The 23,034-nt window shown below is 65.8% G+C and carries 17 protein-coding genes and 2 pseudogenes; 8 read left to right on the forward strand and 11 right to left on the reverse strand.

Annotated elements, in window-relative coordinates:
- The first annotated feature begins 19 nt into the window (after positions 1-19).
- The 3 genes from EOT10_RS04155 (at position 20) to EOT10_RS04165 (ending at position 4,233) form a co-directional block, all read left to right on the forward strand.
- Positions 20-397 (forward strand): hypothetical protein, encoded by a 378-nt coding sequence (locus EOT10_RS04155; RefSeq protein ID WP_127826622.1) that lies wholly within the window; start codon positions 20-22, stop codon positions 395-397.
- A 304-nt stretch (positions 398-701) separates the two neighbouring features.
- The gene (locus EOT10_RS04160; RefSeq protein ID WP_127826623.1) at positions 702-1,619 is read left to right on the forward strand and encodes a hypothetical protein; all 918 of its coding nucleotides are present in this window, start codon (positions 702-704) and stop codon (positions 1,617-1,619) included.
- A gap of 739 nt (positions 1,620-2,358) precedes the next feature.
- Complete coding sequence (locus EOT10_RS04165; protein ID WP_127826624.1) at positions 2,359-4,233, forward strand: hypothetical protein; 1,875 nt, start codon at positions 2,359-2,361, stop codon at positions 4,231-4,233.
- 393 nt (positions 4,234-4,626) lie between these two features.
- Here the strand turns inward: EOT10_RS04165 and EOT10_RS04170 are convergent, their stop codons facing one another.
- From EOT10_RS04170 to EOT10_RS43055, 5 genes and pseudogenes are all read right to left on the reverse strand, one after another.
- The gene (locus tag EOT10_RS04170) at positions 4,627-5,478 is read right to left on the reverse strand and encodes an integrase core domain-containing protein (RefSeq protein ID WP_223280745.1); all 852 of its coding nucleotides are present in this window, start codon (positions 5,476-5,478) and stop codon (positions 4,627-4,629) included.
- A gap of 40 nt (positions 5,479-5,518) precedes the next feature.
- Positions 5,519-6,601 carry an integrase core domain-containing protein gene (locus tag EOT10_RS04175; protein ID WP_127826625.1) on the reverse strand — a complete coding sequence of 361 codons (1,083 nt, stop codon included), beginning with the start codon at positions 6,599-6,601 and terminating at the stop codon, positions 5,519-5,521.
- A gap of 221 nt (positions 6,602-6,822) precedes the next feature.
- Positions 6,823-7,893 carry an integrase core domain-containing protein gene (locus EOT10_RS04180; protein WP_127826626.1) on the reverse strand — a complete coding sequence of 357 codons (1,071 nt, stop codon included), beginning with the start codon at positions 7,891-7,893 and terminating at the stop codon, positions 6,823-6,825.
- Positions 7,894-8,570: 677 nt separating this feature from the next.
- Positions 8,571-10,847, reverse strand: coding sequence for a GmrSD restriction endonuclease domain-containing protein (locus EOT10_RS04190; protein ID WP_127826627.1), 2,277 nt, complete (start codon positions 10,845-10,847; stop codon positions 8,571-8,573).
- A gap of 188 nt (positions 10,848-11,035) precedes the next feature.
- Positions 11,036-12,123: pseudogene (locus EOT10_RS43055) on the reverse strand (integrase core domain-containing protein).
- 219 nt (positions 12,124-12,342) lie between these two features.
- Between EOT10_RS43055 and EOT10_RS41095 the strand changes: the two are divergent.
- A complete protein-coding gene (locus EOT10_RS41095) occupies positions 12,343-12,738 on the forward strand; it encodes an Imm32 family immunity protein (RefSeq protein ID WP_189491095.1) in 396 nt (131 codons plus the stop codon).
- Positions 12,739-13,105: 367 nt separating this feature from the next.
- Here EOT10_RS41095 and EOT10_RS04205 read toward each other — a convergent pair whose 3' ends face one another.
- From EOT10_RS04205 to EOT10_RS42835, 4 genes and pseudogenes are all read right to left on the reverse strand, one after another.
- Positions 13,106-14,383 (reverse strand): IS701 family transposase, encoded by a 1,278-nt coding sequence (locus EOT10_RS04205; protein ID WP_127826628.1) that lies wholly within the window; start codon positions 14,381-14,383, stop codon positions 13,106-13,108.
- Between the two features lie 93 nt (positions 14,384-14,476).
- A pseudogene (locus EOT10_RS04210) lies at positions 14,477-15,311 on the reverse strand (alpha/beta fold hydrolase).
- 83 nt (positions 15,312-15,394) lie between these two features.
- Positions 15,395-15,664: a hypothetical protein gene (locus EOT10_RS04215; RefSeq protein WP_223280746.1), complete on the reverse strand. Its 270-nt coding sequence runs from the start codon at positions 15,662-15,664 to the stop codon at positions 15,395-15,397.
- Between the two features lie 263 nt (positions 15,665-15,927).
- Positions 15,928-16,113, reverse strand: coding sequence for a hypothetical protein (locus EOT10_RS42835; protein WP_317617331.1), 186 nt, complete (start codon positions 16,111-16,113; stop codon positions 15,928-15,930).
- A 15-nt stretch (positions 16,114-16,128) separates the two neighbouring features.
- Here EOT10_RS42835 and EOT10_RS42840 point away from each other — a divergent pair, with 15 nt between their 5' ends.
- On the forward strand, positions 16,129-16,482 hold the full coding sequence (locus EOT10_RS42840) for an integrase core domain-containing protein (protein ID WP_317617332.1): 354 nt from the start codon (positions 16,129-16,131) through the stop codon (positions 16,480-16,482).
- 460 nt (positions 16,483-16,942) lie between these two features.
- On the opposite strand, the gene EOT10_RS04225 is transcribed toward EOT10_RS42840, so the two are convergent.
- Positions 16,943-17,869: a LysR family transcriptional regulator gene (locus EOT10_RS04225; protein WP_127826630.1), complete on the reverse strand. Its 927-nt coding sequence runs from the start codon at positions 17,867-17,869 to the stop codon at positions 16,943-16,945.
- Between the two features lie 211 nt (positions 17,870-18,080).
- On the opposite strand from EOT10_RS04225, the gene EOT10_RS04230 reads away from it, so the two are divergent.
- Genes EOT10_RS04230 through EOT10_RS04240 form a run of 3 tightly spaced genes read left to right on the forward strand, consistent with a single transcriptional unit; the run spans position 18,081 to position 21,907 of the window.
- On the forward strand, positions 18,081-18,878 hold the full coding sequence (locus EOT10_RS04230) for an enoyl-CoA hydratase/isomerase family protein (protein ID WP_127826631.1): 798 nt from the start codon (positions 18,081-18,083) through the stop codon (positions 18,876-18,878).
- Between the two features lie 36 nt (positions 18,879-18,914).
- Positions 18,915-20,552, forward strand: coding sequence for an acetate--CoA ligase (locus EOT10_RS04235; protein WP_127826632.1), 1,638 nt, complete (start codon positions 18,915-18,917; stop codon positions 20,550-20,552).
- Positions 20,549-21,907, forward strand: a complete 1,359-nt coding sequence (locus EOT10_RS04240; protein WP_127826633.1) for an MFS transporter — start codon at positions 20,549-20,551, stop codon at positions 21,905-21,907. Before EOT10_RS04235 ends, EOT10_RS04240 begins: the two co-directional genes overlap by 4 nt.
- A gap of 80 nt (positions 21,908-21,987) precedes the next feature.
- Here the strand turns inward: EOT10_RS04240 and EOT10_RS04245 are convergent, their stop codons facing one another.
- On the reverse strand, positions 21,988-23,031 hold the full coding sequence (locus EOT10_RS04245) for an alpha-hydroxy acid oxidase (protein WP_127826634.1): 1,044 nt from the start codon (positions 23,029-23,031) through the stop codon (positions 21,988-21,990).
- Between the last annotated feature and the right edge of the window lie 3 nt (positions 23,032-23,034).

The following is a 23,034-nucleotide window of genomic DNA, read 5'->3' on the forward strand; positions in this document are numbered from 1 at the left end:
GACCAAGAGGGAGAGCGACGTGGGGCTGACGCTGTTCCCGGGAGACGGAGACACCAGCAGTCCCGATGTCGCCTGGTCCTACAGCGACTTCGCTGCTTTCCGGCGTCAGCTGGCGCAGGCTGAGGGGTTCGCTCTCTCCGAGATGCGGGGCTTCGGTGGCGAGCGACCCTGGAGTGATGTCTCCACCTCGCTCAAGTCACTCCTCGATCGCCCCGACGACGGCGGAGGCGAGCTCTCGCCCATCGAGTGCGCCGCACTCCTGCCCCGCTTGGAGGTGATCGTCGACCAGTGGCGGAACGAGGTTGACGTTCCTCAGACGCACATCGATGCGGCCCAACAACTGACGGTCGTTCTGCGGCTCTGCGTCGCGATGAACGTCGAACTCCTTTTCCTCTGATGTCCACGAAGCCGGGGCCGTTCCTCACGCTCCCGCAGATACGGGACAGCCCTTGAAGCGTGTTGCAGAACGCTGCGTTCGGGCAGGTCAGTGCCGGGTATCGGCTGCTCTGCTCATGGGCGCCGCACGCGCGGGGGTGAGCTACTTCCACGGCTGCTACTCGGTCGGCGACGACACTGCGGCGGGCAACCTCCAAAGGTTACCGACCATGTGTTCGAATAGTGGTTTGCTGAGAGCTAACGAGCTGGCACGTACTGTGGTCAACCCATAGATGTCGTGAGCGTTGCCCCGTTACAGTGCCCGGGTGATCAGAGAGCAGTGGAGTGGGGGCGAATGGGAGGCGTACTGTCGGCGCCTTCTGTCGATGCGCTACGAGGAGAACATCCAGTTCATCCCTGCTCGCGACCGCGGGGACGGCGGCTTGGAGGCTTTCCGTTTCGATGGGGTCGGCTACCAGTGTTATGCACCGGAAGACGCCTACACCATGGAATCGCAGACAACTTCACAGAAGCGCAAGATCACGAAAGATCTGAAGCGCCTCTGTGACGACGTCGAAGGTACCTGTCGCCTTCTGGGTGATGTGCGCTTGCATACCTGGATTTTGATGACACCTGAGTTTGACAGTCGTTCTTTGATCGAGCATGCGCAGAAAAAGAAGAAGGACGTCTCATGCATCTTGCCGCGACCAAAGTGGCTGGCTGACGAGTTCAAGGTGTTGGTAATCTCCGACGAGGAATTTACCCCTGAGCGAACCCGACTACTCGGCCAAGTTGAGACTGAACTCCACCTTGATGTTCCAGATCCGGATGAATCGCTGTGGAGTTCCGACCACGGTACTGAGATAGCTGACCGCGTTACCACTAAGCTCTCAGTGGTGCCTTCACTCGCGTCTGATCCAGAGTGGCTTGCCGATTACCGCGACGGAATGCTGAAAATGTATTTTCGCGGTCAAGCCCAGATGGAACGCCTCAAGGTGGAGTACCCGCCTCTCCATGCAGCGGTGGAGCGCAGGCTCAAGTCCGTTCTCAACACCTTGACGATGACTGTTTCTGGGATGGAAAAGCCCGGCACCGAAGTGGTCGAGACTTTGGTGCGTAGACTGGCAGACGGACTCAAGAATGACGCGCCAGGCCTTTCACGCGTGCTGTGCGAGGAGATCGCTTGGCATGCGGTCTCCAGTTGGCTAATCCGTTGTCCGCTGCGTTTCAGGAGGGCCGCCTAATGTGGTCGACTCTTCCCGACAGCATTCCACTTGAGTCGATTAATAGAGAAGCTCAGCCGGCGGACTTAGTGGCACTAAAAGAGTTTCCTCATCGAAATCCACTCGCGCCCGTCGAGTTGCATCGTGTCCCCATCCCTGTTCCCACGACAAGCAGAGCAGGGTGGCGAGTAACCGCTCTGGTACTGATTCTGGGGAGCTGTAGGGGAAGTTCAGCAACCGTTGAACAGTTGAACTGCCTTCTGTGGGCCATAAGCGATCGAGCAAGCTCTGAACTTTTCCTGTCTACCTGGCAAAGCGGCGATCCGCACAAGGCTCCGCTGAGAAAATTCTTTCCGCCACTCGACGATGCCCTCAAGATTGCCCACGCAGAAGGGGTGGTCGAGCAGAAGAGCAAGGTGCGACACGGTCTCACGCCACTCGGGAAGAGGTACCTGAGCCTGCTCAACTCGGACATCGAACTCCTGGAAGAGGAGAAGCGCTTCCTGGCTTCCGTTAGGCCGATCTCTACCTCGCGAATGTGGGAGAGGCTAGGAGTTGTGAAAGTAACTGGACGAGCGGGCACGGGGGCCTGAATATGCGTATCCAACTCGTAGCCGCGGAGATTTCATCTAGGACAGACAGAGGCCTACTCCGGTATGAGGCGGAATTTTCGTCCGGCCTGAACGTGATTGCTGCTCCAAACAGTTTCGGCAAGTCGACTCTGCTACAGGGAGTCATTTACGCTCTTGGGCTAGAAGGAATGTTTTCCTCGAGCAGGAAACCTCCATTCGGCCCCGCCCTGCTGACCGTCGCCGATTTCCCGGACGGGAACCGCTCTCCTGTCCGTGAATCCTGGGTCTCACTGATCATCGCTAACGAGCAAGGCGCTTATATGAGGTGTAAGCGCTTCGTGCGGGGTGACGGCATTGATACAGCGCTAATCATGACGTGGAAAGCGGGTAGTCGCGCCGAGCTCGAGCAAGTAAGCCGAGTTGATATGTTCGTTCGGCAGCCTGGAGCCGCCTTCCGTGAGCTCGGTTTCCATAGAGAGCTCGCCGAGTTTTTGGGGTGGGATCTTCCCCAGGTTCCGGGCTTCAATACAGCTGAGGTCTCACTTTATCTAGAAGCACTCTTTCCGCTCTTTTATGTTGAGCAGAAGTCCGGGTGGTCGGGAGTTGCTCCTCGAATGCCAACATATCTGGGAATTCGTGATGTGCTGAAGCGCTCTGTTGAGTATGTCCTCGGACTGTCGGCCTTGGAGCGCCTCACTGCTCTGGCTGCCGTAAAAGGCGAAGAGGATGACGTCAAGAAGCGATGGCAATCTGCTAGCGATCGCCTCGGCGAGGCAGCAAAGAGTTTGAACTGTCGCGTCTTTCTCCATCAGGAAACGCCAGTCACTCCTGCTCGGCGGCAGCATTGTGTGATCGAGGTGATGGAGGAAGATTCGTGGGTTCCACTGGAGCAGCAGATTGGCGTTTGGCGTCAGCAGCTCGGCGAGTTGGAGCAGAACGGCGTCGAGCCAGCAGGTGAACATACCCAGCAGGCCCGCGCAGAGCTGTCAACAGCAGAGACAGCCGTGCGTGAAGCGGGGGCACGCATTCGACTCATAGATGAACAGCTGAATCTGTCACGCACAGATTCCGATGCACTGGCCTCCCGGTCTGCCAGCCTCGATGCGGAGAGAAATCGCCTCGCTGACCTCCGTAAACTCCGGAGCCTTGGTAGCACCCTGGGAATTGGCTCGGTATCGAGGGATATCTGTCCCACCTGCGGACAATCTCTTGACGGCCGAGAGACGGCAACAGGAATTGCCGCCGATCTTGATCAGACCATTGCGGAAATCGAGGCGGAGAGGGATACGGTCCGGGCGGCTACTCAGAGTTCTGAGCAACGCCGGACCACCCTAGAAAGAAATCGCAGCTCTCTTCAGGCAGCTCTACATGGGGCCATGCGGCAGGCTAGGGCGCTTCGGGACGAGCTAGCCGGTCCTTCTGCGGTTCCGAGTCGCGCCCAGGTACAGCAACAAATTCTTCTTGCTTCCTCCGTTGAAAGAGCCCAACGCTTGCTCGACTTGGCTGAAGAGGCCGATGAGTACTTCGACGAACTGTCGATTCGTTGGCAAGAAGTGCGTGACAGATTGGCTGATCTGCGCGATGGAACGCTGAGCCAGGGAGACCAGCAAATCATTTCCCGAATGCAGTCAAGTTTTCAAGCGCAGGTCAGAGACTATGGTTTGCGCAGCGTGCCGCCGTCCGACCTGTCGATTGACGAATCTGCTCTCATTCCAGTGAATGATGGGGTGGAACTCACCTTCGATCTGACAATGGGAATCAGCGCCTCGGATATGATCCGAACAAAGTGGGCATATTATCTCTCCCTTTACGAGGCGGCGATCGCTTCTCCTCGTAATCAGCACGCCAGGCTACTGATGCTCGATGAGCCTCGCCAGCAGGAGACCGACCGTGGCAGCCTTGCCGCTTTCGTTAGGCGGTTGGAAAGAGCAGCGGCCAGCGGGTGTCAGATCATCTACGCTACGAGCGAGGATCGTCGAGATTTGGAAGAAGTTCTCCGCGATGTGCAGGTTGCGATGCTGCCGGCTGCTGGTCCTCATCTGCTGGCCCCGGCGGTGGGCTAAGGCATTTTCCTCTCAGCTCACTCGTATCCTTAAACTGTGCACTGTGGGCGCTTAAGGATAGACTCAACAGGTCCGGCCGGATGGGGAATTAGGGGGGGCGCATCCTGGACCGTGGCGTCAGGATCCGACCGTGCCCGAGTTTCCTCCAGCGGACTTGCTGGGGACTTTGCGTGGCCGCCAGATCCTCAGTCTTGTGCCGTTGACTCAGAGGAACAGTCGAGGGGGCGTGGTCGGGGTTGGCTGGGCAGCGAGCGTACCTTGGGATCCGGAGCGGCGAGTCGCTGACGCAGTTGCCGGTTCTCTATTTGTGCCTGGTGCAGGGCGCCCTGAAGGGTGTCAAAATCGCCGCACGTGCTGTGAGCTGGGTTTTCCCTCCTGTGGAGTGATGGTTCATCAGGAGGCTCGGTGGTACTCGTTGACGAGTCCGCCGAGGATCTTTCGGCGTCGGACGCGCCCTGCGGGGAAGGGGATTACGGTGGGGTCGTCGCCGGGAGCGCGAAGGTACAGGCTTCGGTGGGCCCTTGCGGTGTTGTAGTGCGTCGCGTATTGGTCCAACACGGTGCGCAGGTGGCGTTCACCGAAGATCAGCATCCGGTCGGTGCACTCGGCTCGGGCGGTGCGTATCCAGCGTTCCGCGAAGGCGTTCATCTTCGGCGCTTGTGGGGCGGACTTGAGGACCTGGATGCCGTTGCCGGCGAACACCGCGTCGAAGGCCTGGGTGAACTTGGCGTCGCGGTCCCTGATCAGGAAGCGGAACGGGTGGGCGCGGTCCCCGAGTTGGAGGAGAAGATTGCGGGCCTGCTGGGTGACCCAGTCACCGGTGGGATGCGCGGTAACGCCGAGGACGTGGACTGTTCTGGTGCCGACCTCCATCACGAAGAAGACGTACAGGCGCTTCAGGGTGATCGCGCAGTCAACGTGGAAGAAGTCAGTCGCCAGCAGGGTGTCGGCCTGCGTGTGCAGGAACGCACGCCAGGTGTGCTCGGTCGCGCGGGTCGGCGCGGGTGGGATCTTGTTGCGGCGTAGCACTCGGCGGACGGTCGCGGCGGCGACGCGGTGGCCCAGGCGGCGCAGTTCTCCCTGTACCCGGACGTATCCCCAGGTCGGGTTGTCGCGGGCCAGACGGAGAATGAGTGCGGTGAGTTCCTCGGCCAGCGGCGGTCGGCCTGACTTGGCCGGTTGCTGTCGCCACTTGCGGCGTACCAGACGGCAGTGCCAGGCCAGGATCGTGCCTGTGGGGCTCAAATATAGGATCAGGCCGCTGATCCGCGGGTTCATCGTGGTGTCAACTGGCGATCCGGTACTCGTTGATGAGTCCGCCGAGGACCGCTACGCGGTGGACGCGGTGCTCGGCGAGATCGATGGCGTGCGGCGGTCCGGCTTCATCTTGTGATGGACAGAGTTGGCTCAGGGCGCGGTGGGGCCGGTGTCCGTTGTAGTGCTCCAGATACCTGGAGAGGATTCGGTGCAGGTGGCGTTCGTTGAGGATGAGCGTCCGGTCGAGGAGCTCGCGGTGCAGGGTGCCGATGAACCTTTCGCAGTGTGCGTTCGCTTTCGGGGCCTGGGGCGGGCTTTTGAGGACGCGCAGGCCGGCGTCGGTGAAGACGGCGTCGAAGGCGTCGGTGTACTGGCCGCCGCGGTCACGGATCAGGAACTTGATGCCTGCGATGTTCGTGCCGGTGTCCATGAGGAAGTTGCGGGCGGCCTGGGTGGTCCATGGGCCGGTGGGGTTGGCGGTGACGCCGAGTAGGTGCGCACGGCGGCTGCCGTGTTCGAGCATGACCAGGGCGTAGATGCGTTTGAGGTTGATGGTGTCGACGTGCAGAAAGTCGACGGCGATAATGTGCTCGGCCTGGGCAGCGAGGAACTGCCTCCAGGTCGGTCCGGTACGACGTGGGGCGGGGTCGATGCCGGCCTGGTTGAGGATGTTCCACACGGTGGAGGCGGCCATCTTGTGGCCGAGGCGGGTGAGTTCGCCATGGATGCGCCGGTGGCCCCATCCCGGGTTCTCGGCTGCCACGCGCAGGACCAGGGCTTTGACGGCGGCGGCCGTTGGCGGGCGTCCGGATCGGCGCCGCTGGCTGTAGTCCCACTTCTTCGCGACCAGTTTGCGGTGCCAAACCAGCAGCGTGGATGGGGTCATCGGGAAGACCTGGGGCCAGCGGCGGCGCGGTATGAGGTGCGAGAGCGCAGCGAACCACAAGCGGTCGGCTGGTTCGTAGCGTACGCGCGGGACCTGACGGCGCAGGACCGCGTTCTCGTGGCGCAGCACCAGCAACTCCGCGTCCCTGGTGACGTCACGCCGCAGCAACACCGCGGGCAGCGACAGCAGGCGACGGGTGACGGCGTACACCGTGGACAGGATCACGAAGCATGATCGCAGACGCGGCAGGGCCGCTGCGAGGGGACCGGGGCTCCCGTTCCTCAGGGTGACGGGCTTCAAAGCCGTACGAAATTCGTGTTTTTGAGCCCAACAAGGCCAGGCGTAGGAACACGATCGAACATCATGCCGGAGCTGAGCTGGCGGGTGCGGTCGTGTGCCGCTCGAAAATACGATTCGGTGCTGTCAGCTGCGGCGATGCCTTTCGGTCAGGCAGCATGGCGGTACTCGTTGATCAGGCCAGCGAGGATGGGCCGTCGTTGGATTCGGTGGGCCTGGAGGTCGGTGATGGTGGCCGGGGCGGGCGGTTCGGTGCTGTCCGGGGGTAGTTGCTGCCGGGATTGGTGGGGGCGGTGCTGGTTGTAGTGCTGGATGTACTCGGTCAGCACTTTTACAGCGTGGGCCTCGTTGTAGATGAGTGTCCGGTCGAGGACTTCGCGGCGTAGGGTGCCCACGGCTCGCTCGCAGATTGCGTTCGTCTTCGGTGCCCGAGGCGGGCTGAGCAGGATCTCCGCGTCGTCGGCCTGGAAGACGGCGTCGAAGGCGCGGGTGTACTTGCTGTCCCGGTCGCGGATGAGGAAGCGCAGGGAGTCCATCCGGCGCCCCAGCGTCATGGTGAGATTCCTGGCTCGTTGCGTTGTCCACTGGGCGGTGGGGTGGGCGGTGACGCCGGCGAGGTGGATTCGTCTCGTGTCGTGATCGATGAAGACCAGGGCGTACAGGCGCTTGAGCGCAATGGTGTCGAGGTGGAGGAAGTCGTGGGCCTGGGCGGTGAGGAATTCACGCCAGGTCGGGCCGGAGCGCTGCGGGGAGGGGTCAACTCCCGCGGCGTGCAGGATCTGCCAGACCGTGGATGGGGCGATCGGGTAGCCCAGGCGTGCGAGTTCGCCCTGAATGCGACGGTGGCCCCACGTGCTGTTCTCCTTGGCCAGGCGCAGGATGAGCTGCTTGACGGTGGCTGCGGTGGGCGGCCTGCCGGGGCGGCGGTGCTGGGGGAACGTCCACTTCCGCGCTATGAGTTGCCGGTGCCAGGCCAGCAGCGTGGTAGGGGTGACTGCGAAGACTTGGCGCCAGCGTTCCCGCGGGATCAGCCGGGAAAGGACGGCGAGCCAGGTCCGGTCGGCGGGCTCGTAGCGGACCCGGGCGATTTGACGGCGCAGCACCGCGTTTTCGTGCCGTAACGCCAAGACTTCCGCATCCTTGGCCACGCGGCTTCGTAGCACGGCGGCGGGCACTGTGATCAGGTTCCGGACCAGCGCGGTGACGATCGACAGTGGCATCGACAGATCATCCCAGGCGCCGTGCAGGCTGCCGCCCTGCGCGGAGGAGCTGCAGGCCAGACCCAGAATCGTACTTCCGAGCGGGACAGGGCGGGTTGGTGGTGCAGGGCAAGGATCTCCACGTCCTTAGCGCGCTCGCTCATCGGTAGCAGTCGCCGTGCGGCGAACATGCTGGTGACGGTCAGGTAGGCGAGACGAAGTAACACGAGTGTTCATCCTGCCGCACCGCCGAACGAGGTCCTGATCTGCAGGGACGACATTTTCGGCAGGCGCACCGCCCCACCCGAAACCCAATCCTGCACGCACTCCACATCATGGTCCGAGACCCCGCGGCGCTCCGGAGCGGTGAGCGGCGCGAAACGCGAGGGACGAGCTGCCCTCGCCGCAGGTTCGAATCCTGGGCAGGAGTCGTAAAACATGGGTAGCGGGATCAGCCCCGGCCCGGGACGGGGTGCTGATGCTCACGGCGGCTGTGTCGTTTCTGAACCCGGCGGACGGGCTGATCTGGGGTTTCCCCAGAGGTGTTGAGTGTGCGTTGGCGGGGCGGGTGGCCGTGGCCGGGCGGGGCCTGAATCCTTCGGGGGCCGGGGAGGGTACCGCAGGTTCGAGTCCTCGACGGCGCGTGATGCGGACAGGAACAGGTGTGACCTGGGGCTTTCCTCAAAAAACACAGACGCTCACCCCCAATGTTCCTCCTGGTAGCGCAGGAGGTCGTCGCCGTGGAGTTGCTTGGTGGCGTTGCCGACCCGGACCCAGAAGTCGGTTGCGTCGTTGCCGCCCTTCGTGGGCTTGGCGAACACCGGCCGACCCGCCGCGGCAACACTGATCTGACAGACGACCTGGCCGGACACTTCGGGGAAGCGGACGCGGACGGTGCTTGCTGTCGGGGCGGACAGGCCACTGTCGAGGAGTTGGCGCACGAAGAGCTCGTACCCGTCGACGCTGGCCTGCGACTCCAGGGTGGTGAGATCGTTCTCAATGCCGAGGACAGTCGAGTCGTCGGCCACACCGATGAACAGATTGCCGCCTTCGCCATTCAGGAAACCGCATACGGCCTTGACGATGTTGTGCCGTAGGGATTTGTCGGCTTGCTGGGTGTACACGTTCCAGCGGGCGCTGACCTTGAACTCGGTGCTTTGGGACTCGCCTGCGGCGATGATGTCGGTCGGGGCGGTTGGGACATACGCAGGCCTCTTCTCGGTAAGGCTCTCGAATGCTTCCTGCACCACCCGGGCGATCAGTTGGCGCCGTCGTTCCAGGAAGGTCGGGTAGTCCAGCTGTTCCCAGCCGACCGGGAGCGCGTGCCACCGTACCTGCCGCTCGAGTACCGCCGGGTCCATCGTGTCGGTGATCCTCGGCCAGTAGTTGTGTGGTGCGTCGGTGTTGGTCATCTCGCTTGCCGGCCACGTCACATAGGCCATGTTGGCGATGGCGTGGACTTGGCGCCGGTCGGTGATGCCCAGCCCGGCGAGCGTCTTGCGGTGGAACAGGTTGTCCCGATCGACGCCCTTGGCGGGTTTGACTGAGGGGTCCAGAAGCTCACGGATTCGTTGGTCGCTGCAGAGCATTTCGGCGTCGAGGATGTTCAGCGCTGCCTGGTAGGCAAACAGCACCGGTGAACGCGACGAGGAGGTGTCCAGCCGGTTCGGCAGCGAAATGTCCCAGTAGTCGCCAGTGAAGTTCGCTGCGATGATGCGGTCGAGTTCCGCGGCGAAGGCTCGGCCGTCGGCGTGCGGCAGACTGCCGATCCGCCCCAGATCGAACTCCATTTGTGACTCAGGAGAGTTGGAGTACCGGCCGGTGGTGTGCGCCATGAAGAACCACCGTGCGATCACCGGACGGAGTTCGTCGGCCGTCAAGCCGAAGTCGTGGCGCCCGATCAGCCAGATCGTATAGCTGTACAGCAAGGCATTGTCGGAGGTGATCATCTTTCGGCTTCGGAAGCCGGCCGCTGTGACGCACTGGAAGAACTCGTGCCAGCTGGTCAGGTCCAGGACCTTCGTGTGCGCTTGGGCCAGCCGGTCGAACTGCTCCTGTCGCCGAGCGACGGTGACCTTGCCGGTTTCGAGGTCCTTGCCCCGCAGAACGCTGTAGACGTGCTGCAGTCGGGCACGCCTGAAGGCGACAGCGACCGCGACGCGCAGGAGTTGGTCTGGCCGGGGATCCAGAAAGGCGTTGCGAGGGCTTGGGCCGGGGCGTCCCGCGATCACTGCGGCCCGGCTGAAGTCTTCGAGCTGGCGCCGACCCTTCTCCCAGTGCACCGACATCAGGGTGAGAATGAAGTCGGACTGGTTGAGCTTCACGCCTTCGGAGTTGATTCGAACGAAGATGTCGGCCACCTGCTCTTCGTCGGCCGAAGCGCCCAGCTCCACCACCTGAAAGCGGAACTCGTGCAGGTCCCGGACTCGGTCTATTCGTTCTTCGAGTTCATCCTTCGCGGCGTCCGACAGGGGCTGCCCGATCGCCTGTTCGAGGCGTTGGAAGAACTTCCGGACGGTGGGCTTGTAGCCGCCCTGGGACCAGAGTGCGGTGATATCCGGAATGAAGTGGGCGTCACGCTCGATCGCCGCGTCCGTGACCTCGAACGACTGGTCCTCCGGATGAAATGCGATGCGCACGTTGATCTCTTCAAAGGACTTGGTGACGATCTTGCGCCCGGTCAGGACGGCGAAGAGGGCAGTGAGCCGCTGCTGCCCATCGACGACCAACAGCTGAGGTGCCCGATCGCCGGCTTCCGTCCCGATCTGCCGCGTCCCCACCTCGGCTCCGGTCTCCCAGAACATCAGGGTGCCGATCGGGTAGCCGCGATACATCGAGTCGAAGAGATCTCGGGTCTTCGCCGCGGACCATACGAACGGCCGCTGAATATCGGGGAGCCCGATCCGTAGGCCTTCGATGTTCTCGATCAGGTGCCGGAGCGTGTAACCCGTGTCGCGGTACAAAGTGGGTGGCACAGCCGAGAGTTCCTAACGTCCGAGGGCGGCTGGTCGGCGGAAGCAGGCAGAGTCTGGAGGCAGCATCAGACTTCTACCACGCGAACTCGCCCCGCCGCAGCGCCAATGGCGCGTGTCACAAGGGGTTTGTGGGCCTGTCCCGCTCGGAAATGCGATTCGATGCCGTGAGCTGTGGTGATGTCGTTTGGTCAGGCGGCCCGCTGGTACTCCTTGATCAATCCTCCGAGGGTGGATCGTCGTCGGATCCGGTGGGCCTGGAGGTCGGCGACGGCGGCCGAGGCAGGCGATTCGGTGCTGTCCGGGGGCAGTTGCTGCCGGGATTGATGGGGTCGGTTTGTGTTGTAGTGCTGGATGTACTCGGTCAGCATCTTCACAGCATGGGCCTCGTTGTAGATCAGGGTCCGATCGAGGAGCTCCGGCGCAGGGTGCCCACGGCTCTCTCGCAGATCGCGTTCGCCTTGGGTGCCCGGGGTGGGCTGCGCAGGATCTTTACGTCGTCGGCCTCGAAGACGGCGTCGAAGGAGGCGGTGTACTTACTCTCCTGGTCCCGTAGGAGGAAACGCAGCGATTCCATGCGGCGGTCCAGTGTCATGGCGAGGTTCCTGGCCCGCTGAACGGTCCATTGACCGGTGGGATGGGTGATGACGCAGGCGAGGTGGACGCGGCGGGTGCCATGTTCGATGAAGATCAGGGCGTGCAGGCGCTTGAGGGTGAAGGCGCCGTCCAGGTGCAGGAAGTCGGCGGCGAGGATGCCGTGGGCCTGGGCGGTGAGGAACTGGCGCCAGGTCTGGCCGGAGCCTTGCGGTGCGGGGTCGATGCCGGCGGCGTGCAGGATCTCCCAGACCGTGGATGGCGCGATCGGGTAGCCGAGGCGGGCGAGTTCGCCCTGGATCCGGCGGTGGCCCCAGGTGCTGTTGTCCCGGGCCAGGCGCAGGATGAGCTGCTTGATGGTGTGTGCGGTGGACGGCCTGCCGGGGCGATGGTGCGGAGGGAACGTCCACTTCCGCGCAATGAGTTGGCGGTGCTAGGCCAGCAGCGTGGTCGGCGTGACTGCGAATACTTGGTGCCAGCGTTCCCGTGGGACCAGTCGGGAAAGGACGGAGAGCCAGATCCGATCGGCAGGCATGTAGCGGACTCGGGCGATCTGGCGGCGCAGCACCGCGTTCTCGTGCCGTAACGCCAAGACTTCTGCGTCCTTGGCCACGCGGCTGCGCAGTACGGCAGTGGGCACCTTGATCAGGTTTCGGGTCAACGCGGTGACGATCGACAGTGGCATCGTCAGATCGTCCCAGGCGCTGTGCAGGTCGGCGCCCTGCGCGGAGAAGCTGCAGACCAGAACCAGAATCGTATTTCCGAGCGGGACACCCGTTGGCGGTCTCCGGATACAGCGAGAGAAGGCGCCGTTCTGAGACCGCGTTTGAGATCTGCCGTAGAGCCGACCGAGGCCGAAGGGTCGGCAGGACGATCCCGTCTTGGTGATCGGTACGATCGCCAGGTGGGAGGGGATGTGATGTTGAAGGTTCTGTACAGCGGGGAAACCAGAGAGCTCGAGCTCTCTGGGACGCGTCAAGGGCTGCTGGCGTTCGGGCAGCTGCTGCGGGGGAAGGCCGGAAGCTGTGATCTCTCGGAGGACCGGCGCTCCTTTCCCTACGAGAGGTCGCTGTCCGAGATCGCGTTCCAGGAGGATCCGGAGCGGGCCACCGTTTCGATTGTCACGGAAGCCCAGATCCTGAGGATCCAGGGAGCGCGGAAAGCTCTCGACCTCCTCGCCGACAATATCGAGGGCTTCGCCTCCGAGGCGGATGCAAGCGATCATTGCCACGTCGACTCCCCGACATACGACTACATCGCGCCAGAGTCGGACCCGCTGGTGATTGCGTTCGTGAAGTGAGCGGAGAGCCTTCGGCCGCACCGCGGTTGAGCGCGTAGGCCTCAGTGCGAGAGCGATCGTGGGCCTGGTCGGGTTCGGCGTCGATCAGATCCTGATCTTCAAAGCTCACCATGCCGAGCATTGTGTACCGGCGGGCCGACACCAGGCGGGCGTCCAGCAGGAGATGGGCCATGCACGGGGCGTCCGAAACATCGTTCGAGGCCAGAGGTTAAGGAACAAGCTCAGAAGCTGTGTCGATACGCACATGACAAGACCGCTCGGCATCTAGTAGGACTCCGTTAAGTTGCTGTGGTTCTTGGGTTCTGGCTGGTGGTGGATGTTCTGGGCAGGGGGCGGTGGCAGGTGGTGCAGGTGCCGGTCCAGCAGTTCAGCAGGTCTTGGATGGTGTCGAGGATCTGGTAGAGGGTGAGTCCGCTGTATCGGCTTTTGGGGCCAGTCGCTGTTCGGTGAGGAACGCGTGGGCGGCGGTGACCAGGGTGACGTGGTGATGCCACCCGGTCCAGGAACGTCCCTCGAAGTGGTCCAGGCCGAGGCCGTGTTTGAGTTCTCGGTAGTCGTGCTCGATGCGCCAGCGAATCTTGGCCAGGCGGACCAGTTCGGCGATCGGGGTGTTGGCGGGCAGGTTGGACAGCCAGTAGTCGGTGGGTGCTTCGGCGCCTTCGGGCCACTCGGCCAGCAGCGTCACTTCGGGCAGGACGCCGGCCCAGTGGCCGTGTTCGGCGGTGGCGGCTGCCTGGGCCAGACGGCGTGCCTTGACCCCGGCCGGCCGCACCCGCAGTGCCAGAAAGCGCGAGCGCATCGGCCCGCGGGAGCCTTCACGCCAGGTCACCTCGGTGAACTCCTGCCGGCCATGGCCAGCGGTCAAAGCGGCCACGGAGGACGGTTTATCGCGGTAGCGGGACTGCGGCTTGCGGCCGTTTCCGGACCACGCTGGGGCGGTGGGCTGCGCGTCGTGCGGGTGGACAGTCACGTCCGAACGGACCGCCACGACATATGTGATGCCCCGCTTGCTCAGGCCGTCGCGGAAGTCGGCGTTCTGCCCGTATCCGGCGTCGGCCACCACCACCGGCGGCACCAGACCCCACCCGGCCAGCTCATCAAGGGTGTCCAGGGCCAGGCGCCACTTCTCCTGGTGCCCGACCTCTGGCGGTATCCCGGTCTTCTGCCGCCGTCCGGCGTCGTGCGCCCACTCCTGGGGCACGAATAATCGCCACTGCAGCGGACAGGACGCGGTGTCGGAGACCGCGTGCACGCTCACCGCGACCTGGCAGTTGGCCTGCTTGCCCAAAGCCCCGCAGTACTGAGGGGCGACCGCCACCGACATCTTCCCGTCCTTGGGGAACGACACATCATCGACCGCCCAGGCATCCGGGCCGATCTGCGGCACCATCCGCTCCGCGATCCGCCGCCGCACCGGCACCGGATCCCAGGTCGACTGGTTCACGAACTGCTGCAGGTTCTGCTCGTTGCCGTCCGGCAGCCGCTCCGCCATCGGCTGGATCGACTTACGCCGCCCGTCCAGCATCAGCCCTCGCAGATAACAGTCGCTCTTGGCCCGCTGATCCTTGCGCGGCACGGAGGCGAACACATCAGCCACAAACAACGCTAACTTCGCCCGAGCACGGTTCACTTCATGCGTGTCCATACCCTCCAACATGCCCCCGAATAGGACGGCGAGACAGACCTAACGGAGCCCTACTAGTGCTGTGACCGGGAAGGTTCACCGGGTTGTTGGGCGTTAGCGCGTGTACTGGAGGAAGGCGATGAGAGCGGCTGTGAGCTCGGCGGGCGCGTCTTCTTGGACGAGGTGGCCCGCACCGGCGATTGGTTCAAGTCGCGCGCCCGGGATGCGGGCGGCCAGCTCCCGTCCTTTCGCCATGGGAATCCAGGTGTCGTCCTGACCCCAGCACACCAGCGTTGGGATGCCGATCTCGCCGTACTGGTCCTGCACCTCGTCGGTGTAGAGCTGGTCGGCCTGGGCGATCTGCCGATAGAAGGCCGCCTGGCCGGGGTCGCCGAGCCAGGGCCGGACGAGCCGGTCGAGGACTGCCGGGTGCAGGCCGGGACTGCTGGCCGAAGTTACGTACTCACGCACCAGGGCGTGGTGCAGCGCGGGCGGCAGTTGCTCGAAGACCTCGGAGTGCTCACCGACAAGCCGGAAGAACGGCGACCCCCACGGCGCCAGCGCGACAGGGTCGACCAGAGCGAGCGCGCGATAGCGGGCGCCGTGCAGCAGATGCGCCCGCAAGGAGACGGCACCGCCGAAATCGTGGGCGACCACCAGGGGTTCCTCCAGGCCCCAGTGCGCCAGAAGCTCGGTGAAGACCCTGCCCTGGGCAGCCAGGGAGACATCCTGACCGACGGACATCTCCGATGCCCCGTAACCGGGCATGGTCCCACACGAACACCTGGTGACGGCGGGCGAGTGAGCGGGCGACAGCGCGCCAGACATACGAGGAGAAGGGTGTGCCGTGCAGGAGCACGACCGGATCCTGGCCGGGTTGTCCGAGGCTGCCCCAGCGGACACCCCCCGACGTGCTGCGGAATGTCTCGGCCAGCTGCCATTCACTCACGGGTGCTGTTCCTCTCGGCTGTGTCCGTCCGTCGGCCCGGCCTTTTCGGCCGGCACGTGCGGGCATGGCGCCGCTTGATCAGGTCACGGTGTCAGCGCAGGACGGTGTCTGGCCGGACCAGTAACCGGAGCCGGCGCAGGACCTGACGGGGGTAGGGGTACCAGTAGAGCGGCAAGGAATGCCCGGTCTTCCGCAGTGAACTTCACCCGGTCCGCGCCGAGCTGCCGCTCCAAGTCGGCGAGTTGGTGGCGCAAGGCGAGGATCTCCGCGTCCTTGTCGCGGTCGCTCATCGGCAGTAGCCGCAGTGCGGCTACCAGGTTGGTGACGGTCAGGTAGGCGAGGCGCAGCGGCACGAGTGCTTATCCTGCCGCACTGCCGAAGACGCTCCTGAGCTGTATGGATGACATTTCGGCAGGCGCAGGGCTGCCATTCCAGCGACATCAGCTTCCCGGCGGCCTGCTCGGGGACGAATGCCATCAGTTGCAGGGCGGCTGGTCCTTGAGCAAGCTGGCTTCTTCGGATACAGGGCGAACTCGCCAGCCACAGCTACCCGATCGCCCCCTCCACGGTCTGGGAGATCCTGCAGGCCGCCGGCATCGCCCCCGCCCCGCAGCGCTCAGGGCCGACCTGGCGCCAGTTCCTCACCGCTCAGGCCCATGGCATCATCGCCGCCGACTTCCTCCACATCGATACCATCTCGCTCAAGCGCCTGTACGCCCTGGTCTTCATCGAGCACGGCACCCGGCGCCTCCACCTCGCCGGCGTCACCGCCCACCCCGCGTCCCAATGGACCGTTCGGCAAGCCAGGAACCTTGCCATGACCCTGGGGTGCCGGATGGACTCGCTGCGCTTCTTCATCCGGGACCGGGACGGCCAGTACACCCGCTCCTTCGACGCCGTCTTCGAGGCCGATGATGTGGAGATCCTGCTCAGCCCGTCTCGGGCACCGCGAGCGAACGCGATCTGCGAGAGAGTCGTGGGCACCCTGCGCCGCGAACTCCTCGACGGGATCCTGGTCTGCAACGAGGCTCACGCGGATGCAGCGCTCACCGAGTACATCCGCCACTACAACGGGCACCGGCCCCACCAATCCCGGCAGCAGCTAGCCCCGGACAGCGACCAAGCGCCCACCCTGGCCACCGTCACCGACCTCCACACTCACAGGATTTGACGACAACCCGTCCTCGGAGGCGTGATCAACGAGTACCAGCGCGCCGCCTGACCCAACGACATCAGCACAGGTCTCAGCACGAATCGTCTTTTCGAGCGGCACAGGCTGGCTGAGGTACGCAACGCGGGCCTGGCCGTGTTCGAGCGGCTGCGACCCGCGCCGTGGGCTCCGTCGCGGTACCGATCCGCGGCCGCGGAGAGCAGGTCGTCGCCGCGGTGACGGTGGCTGGGGCCGCGCGGCCCCAGCCCATTCAGGGGGCTTATGGATCTGGTCAAGCTGGGACAGCTGGTCGCGACCCGGGGAAGGTGCCGTCTCTGACCATAGTGAAGAGGACGCCGACGCGTCGCCTCGGGGCGGGCGGCGGCCCGGCTTCTTGTCCGATGCAACGGAGGCCGGACGAACGGGCCTTGACCCTTGAGCCTGGGCACAACAGATCCTAGTAGCTGTCGTCGACCGCGCGTCAGCCGCTGTCGCCGACCGCCGTGTCCGCGATGTGGTGTCCGGCCGCCGCCAGGCCCTCCGAGACCGCCTCCGCGAACGCGGCGATCGCCTCGTTGTGCCGGCTCGGCACCCACACCACCGACGTCAGCCACGCCAGCGGCGCGTCCTGCAGCGGCCGCCACGCCAGGCCGTCGGCCAGGGGCGTCGTGGGGGCCGCGTTGAGGTGGATGCCGCGGCCCGCGAGGACGAGGCCGTGGACGAAGTTCGGATTACGCGCGTGCCTGATGGAGCCCGGCAGGAACCCCTCGTCGCGGCAGATCGTCAGCATGTGGTCGTACAGACGAGGCGCCATCGCACGCGGGAAGATCACCAGCGGCGCTCCGTCGAGGTGACGCAGCCGGACCGGGCCGCCGAGAGCTGCCGCGGCGTGGTCCGACCGGAGGATCACGCCTAGTTCGCGCCGCGCCACGGGCCCCGACTCAAGACCCACCGTGTCCGACGGGTGGCGCACCACGCCCGCGTCCAGCTCACCCTCCCGTAGCCGGGTCAACTGCTCGTCCGTGGTGAGTTCGTGGAGGTCGATCAGCACGTCAGGCACGCGGGCGGTGAAACCCGCGGTCAGGTTCGCGAGTACCTGAGGGCTGGTGTCCGGCGGTACGCCGACGCGTAGCATGCCCGCCTCGCCCGGCCGGATCCTACGCATCGCCTCGCGCGCAGTGTCCAGCGCGGCCAGCACGGGCCGCACATGCTCCAGGAGCAGGGCACCGCCTTCGGTGAGTTGGACCTGATGACGACTGCGGTCGAAGAGCCGGACACCGAGCTCGCGCTCCAGGTCGCGGATGCGCTGGGACAGCGGCGGCTGGGCCATGTGCAGCCGTGTCGCCGCCCTGCCGAAGTGCAGTTCCTCGGCGAGGACGGCGAAATAGCGCAGGTGACGGAGCTCCATGGGGCGGACCCTATCCCTGCTTCGTGCGGCGGCCTATATCACTTCGATATCACCGCCAGTCCCGATTGGTGTTGGCCGGATCACATTCCCGGCTGTTTGCATGACTGCTGACGGGAAGCCACGCTCGCGGACATCCACCCGTCACCCCCATCTCCCGCACGGCGCCATCGCCGCCGACTTCGCCTGCCCGTTCGCAGAGAGGCATGCCGTCATGACCGAGAACACCACCGTCGTCGTCACCTGCCACCCGGTGACCGACTCGACCACCCGCGCCTACGTCGCCGAGGTCGCTCTCAACCGGCCCGACAAGCTCAACGCGTGGACCGGCGCCATGCGCGGCCGCCTTGTCGAGGCGCTCGATGAGCTGGGCGAGGACGTGAGCTGCCGCGCGGTCGTCCTCACCGGCACCGGCCGCGCCTTCTGCGCGGGCCAGGACCTCGCCGAGACCGCCGCCATCGACCCGGACGACCACGCGGCCGCCGAGGAGTGGATCGACGACTTCGGCCGGCTGTTCCGCACCGTGCGCGGACTCGACAAGCCGGTCATCGCAGCTGTCAACGGTGTTGCCGCGGGCTCGGGCTTCCAGTTCGCGCTCCTCGCGGACCTGCGCATCGGACACGCCGCCGTCCGGATGGGGCAGCCCGAAGTCCTGTCCGGCATCCCCAGCATCACCGGCATCTGGGCCATGAGCGGCATTCTCGGCCGGGCCAAGACCGCCGAGTTCGCGCTCACCGGCCGCCTCGTCGACGGCACCGAAGCCCTGCGCCTCGGCCTGCTCTCCCGTCTGGTCGCCGAGGACGAGGTCAAGGTCGCCGCCCTGGCCGAGGCCGTCCGCCTCGCCGAACTCCCGCCCGGCGCCGTGGCCCTCACGAAGGGCCGGCTCCGCGAGCTCGACGACGCAGGCCTTGACGACGCCATCGAAGCGGCCAAGAAGGTGCACGTCGCCGCCTACGCCACCGGGGAGCCGCAGCGCGAGATGGCCAAGTTCCTCGCCGGCCGCCGCGGCTGACACCGCCGCTCACCGGCTTCGTACGAGAGGACCCCCATGACCACCAGTGTCACGCCGGACACCCGCACGGCCGACGACGGCGAGCGCGCCTACCGCCGCCTTGTCGAGGAACACCGATGGACCGTGCCCGCGCGCTACAACATGGCGGCGGACGTCGCCGACCGGCACCCCGGCGACCGGCTCGCGCTCGTTTTCGAGGACCACACCGGTCACCGGGAGCAGGTCGTCTGGCAACAGATCCAGGACCGCTCTCGCCAGGTCGCCGCCCACCTCCACGAACTCGGCGTGCGCAAGGGCGACCGGGTGGCGGTGCTGCTGCCTCAGCGCCCCGACACCCCGGCCACCTATCTTGGCGTCCTGCGCACCGGCGCCGTCCTGGTGACCATGTCCCTGCTGTGGGCCGACGAGCCCATCCGCTACCGGCTCGCCGACTCGGGCACGACCGTCCTGGTCACCGAGACCTCGGCCCTGGAGCGCGCCGCGGGATTCGGCGGCACGGTGGTGAACGTCGACGACCCGGCCATCGGCGACCTGGCGCCCGTGTACGACACCGCGGACACCGCCGCCGACGACCCTGCCCTCATCTTCTACACCTCCGGCACCACCGGCGCCGCCAAGGGCATCGTGCATGCCCACCGGACCCTGCTCGGGCACAACGAGTTCCGCCACTGCCACGACCTGCGGCCCGGCGACGTGTTCTACGGAGCGGGGGACTGGGCCTGGTCGATGGCCAAGCTCATGGGCCCCCTGCGCGCCGGTGCCGTCCACTACGTGTACCGGCCGGCAGGCGGTTTCGACCCCGCCGGACTGCTGGCCGGCATGTCCCGTAACAAGGTCACAACGGCCCTGGTCAACCCGACCTTCATCCGTAAGCTGATGCAGGACGTCCCGGATGCGGGCAGCCGTCATCCGCAGTCGCTGCGGGTGGTGTGCTGTTCGAACGAGCCGCTCACCGCCGATCTCATCGAGTGGTTCTCCGCCCAGTTCGGCGTCACCCCGCTCGACTACTACGGATCCACCGAGTCGTACCCCCTGCTCGGCAACTTCCCCGGTGTGCCGGTCAAGCCCGGTTCCATGGGACGGCCGCTGCCCGGCTGGGAGGTGGCCCTGTTGGACGCCGACGGTCGTGAGGCGGCCGTCGGACAGCCGGGCGAGATCTGTCTGCGGGCCGGGTCCAACCCTCAGTTCCCCCTGGGCTATTGGAACCGACCGGAGGCATCGGCCGAGTCCTTCGGCGGCGCCTGGTACCGCACCAAGGACCAGGCGGTCATGGACCAGGACGGCTACTTCTGGTTCCTCGGCCGCACCGACGACGTCATCAAGACGTCCGGCTACCGAGTCGGACCGTACGAAGTGGAGGCCGTCCTGCGCGGTCACCCCGCCGTCGCCGAAGCCGGAGTCGTCGGCGTCCCCGACCCGGTCCGCGGCCAGGCCGTCAAGGCCTGGATCGAGCTCAACCCCGGCTACGAACCGGGGGAGGACCTGGCACGGGACATCTCGCGCTTCGCCCGCGCCGCGCACTCCCGGTTCGCCTATCCCCGCCTGATCGAGTTCGTCGGCGAACTGCCCCGCTCGGCCACCGGAAAGATCCAGCGTGCGGCCCTGCGGGCCCGTGACGCGGGATCCACCACCCCCGACGGCGCGACACCACCCCGGAAGGACGGACGGACATGACGACGGACAGACCCACCTCACTGCCCACGCCCACCGCCGAGAAGATCACCGGACCGAACGGTCCCGACGCCCCGGGAGTGCGCCGCAAGGTCGCCGCCGCCACGGCCGTCGGCAACTTCGTGGAGTGGTTCGACTCCGGCGCCTACGCCATCATGTCGGCCACCATCGCCGGACTGTTCTTCCCGCAATACGACAAGACGGCGGCACTCCTCGCCACGTGGGGGATCTTCGCCGGCGGATTCATCGCACGTCCACTGGGAGCTGCGTTCTTCGGCCGCTACGGCGACCGCATCGGCCGCAACCGCATGCTCGCGCTGAGCGTGCTGTGCATGAGCGGCTCGACGTTGCTCATCGGACTGCTGCCCACCTACGCCGCGCTCGGCATCCTCGCACCGGTGCTGCTGTTCCTGCTGAGGGCGCTCCAGGGGTTCTCCACCGGCGGCGAGTACACCGGGGCCTCGGCGTTCATCATGGAGTACGCGCCCGAGGGCCGCCGTGCGCGCTACGCGAGCGTCGTGCCGATCACGGTCGGCCTCGCCTCCGTCGCCGGAGCCGCGACGGGCCTGCTGATCACCTCCACGCTGAACGAGGGCGCCCTGAACAGCTGGGGCTGGCGCATACCGTTCCTGCTGGCCGGGCCGCTCGGACTCATCGGCCTCTACCTGCGCAGCCGCATCCAGGACACCCCGGTCTTCCGCGCGATGGAGAAGCGCGAGGCGGTTCAGGAAGCGCCGCTGCGCGCGGCGTGGCGTACGTGCCGCCGACAGGTTCTGACACTGTTCGGCTACAGCATCACCAACGCCGTCGGGTACTACCTGATGAGCAGTTACATGATCGCCTACATGTCCGAGGAGGTCGGGTACACCAAGTCGGAAGCCATGCTCACCAGCGTCGTGGCGATGCTCGCGTACAGCGCGGCTTGTCCGCTGATGGCCGCAGCCAGCGACCGGTTCGGCCGCAAACCGATGCTGCTCGTGGCGTGCGGAGGCTTCGCGGTGGCCACACTGCCTGCCTTCTGGCTGATCGGTACCGGTCTCGCGGGTGCGATCGCCGGCACGGTGGTCCTCGCCGTACTGGTCTCGGTGATCGGCACGTCCAACGTGCCGGCGATGGTCGAGATGTTCCCCGGCCAGCTGCGGGCGAGCGGCTCCGCCATCGGCTACACCGCCGCGTACGTGCTGTTCGGAGGCACGGCACCGTTCGCCGCGACCGGCCTCGTGTCCCTCGCCGGCACCCCGCTCGCGCCGGGCTTCTACCTGATGGGCCTGGCGGTCGTGTCCGGGCTCGTGGTGTGGTCATCCTTCCGGGAGACCCTGCGCCTGCCCCTGACACGCACGACGGTGCTCGGCGAGTAGAGCCGCCGCGCACGAAGGCCGGCCCCGGGCGTCCCGGGGCCGGCCGCGTCGTGTCCGTCGGCGACGACGAGTTGGAGCCGTCAGCGGGCCAGAACCTTCTCGTCGACGAGTTCCAGACGGGGTGTGCCACACAATGCCATTGCCGTCGCGAGTTCGTCGCGGAGCAGGTCGACGACGGCGCGTACTCCGTCGGCGCCGTCCGTGGCGAGCCCCCACACGTACGGCCGCCCGATGAGGACCGCGGCGGCGCCGAGGGCGATGGCTTTCAGGACGTCGGTGCCGCGTCGGATGCCGCCGTCCACCAGGACGGGGATCCGGCCGGCGAGCGCCTCGGCCACCGCCGGCAGTTGGTCGACTGTGGCCGCGGCGGTGTCCAGGTTGCGTCCGCCGTGGTTGGACACCACCACTGCGGCAAGGCCCGCCGCGCAGGCACGCAGCGCGTCGTCCGGGTGCAGGACGCCTTTGCCCACGACGGGAAGCCGGGTGGCCGACGCCAGTTGCTCGATGTCCGTCCAGGTCACCGACGGGTCGAGACAGCCTCCGGCCAGGCGGGGGTCGGCGTCGTCGGGCAGATTCGCCCGCCGGACGCCGTCCGGTAGCTGTGTCATGGCTGCCTGTTGCCGGTAGCGGTGGCCGGCCACCGGGGTGTCCAGGGTGGTGACCAGCGCTTCGGCACCGGCGTCCTCGGCCCGGGCGACGAGCTCACGGGTCAGGCCACGGTCGCGCTGGACGTAGAGATGGAACCAGAACGGCGGCGAGCCGGCCCCGGAGAGGTCGCGCAGGGACACGCTCGACTCCATGCTGATCACCGGCAGGGTTCCCGCCGCCGCGGCGCCGGCCAGGGTGGCGTGCTCGCCGTCGGGGTGGAACAGCCGCTGAAGCGCGACCGGGGCGAGCAGGATCGGATGGTCGAGCCGGGTGCCGAGCAGGGTGCACGAGGTGTCGACATCGGACACGTCGACGCAGACCCTGGGCAGCAGCGGCAGTTCGGCGTACCGGGCGGTGTTCCACCGTGCTGTGTGTTCGTCGACGGCGGCTCCCATCAGGTAGACCCAGGCCGAGGGCGGCATCCGGTGGTGTGCGGCGTCGTGCCTCCGGTCCAGCGGGTGAGTGGGGTCAGGCATCGG

The organism is Streptomyces antnestii, assembly GCF_004005495.1.
In the GTDB taxonomy this organism is placed as follows: domain Bacteria; phylum Actinomycetota; class Actinomycetes; order Streptomycetales; family Streptomycetaceae; genus Streptomyces; species Streptomyces antnestii.

Excerpts from the sequence above, each read along its gene's own strand:
- EOT10_RS04165 (WP_127826624.1), top strand. The coding sequence starts at position 2,359 with ATGTTTTCCTCGAGCAGGAAACCTCCATTCGGCCCCGCCCTGCTGACC.
- EOT10_RS04180 (WP_127826626.1), bottom strand. The coding sequence starts at position 7,893 with ATGCCACTGTCGATCGTCACCGCGCTGGTCCGGAACCTGATCACAGTG.
- EOT10_RS04205 (WP_127826628.1), bottom strand. The coding sequence starts at position 14,383 with ATGGACACGCATGAAGTGAACCGTGCTCGGGCGAAGTTAGCGTTGTTT.
- EOT10_RS42840 (WP_317617332.1), top strand. The coding sequence starts at position 16,129 with ATGACCCTGGGGTGCCGGATGGACTCGCTGCGCTTCTTCATCCGGGAC.
- EOT10_RS04225 (WP_127826630.1), bottom strand. The coding sequence starts at position 17,869 with ATGGAGCTCCGTCACCTGCGCTATTTCGCCGTCCTCGCCGAGGAACTG.
- EOT10_RS04230 (WP_127826631.1), top strand. The coding sequence starts at position 18,081 with ATGACCGAGAACACCACCGTCGTCGTCACCTGCCACCCGGTGACCGAC.
- EOT10_RS04235 (WP_127826632.1), top strand. The coding sequence starts at position 18,915 with ATGACCACCAGTGTCACGCCGGACACCCGCACGGCCGACGACGGCGAG.
- EOT10_RS04240 (WP_127826633.1), top strand. The coding sequence starts at position 20,549 with ATGACGACGGACAGACCCACCTCACTGCCCACGCCCACCGCCGAGAAG.
- EOT10_RS04245 (WP_127826634.1), bottom strand. The coding sequence starts at position 23,031 with ATGCCTGACCCCACTCACCCGCTGGACCGGAGGCACGACGCCGCACAC.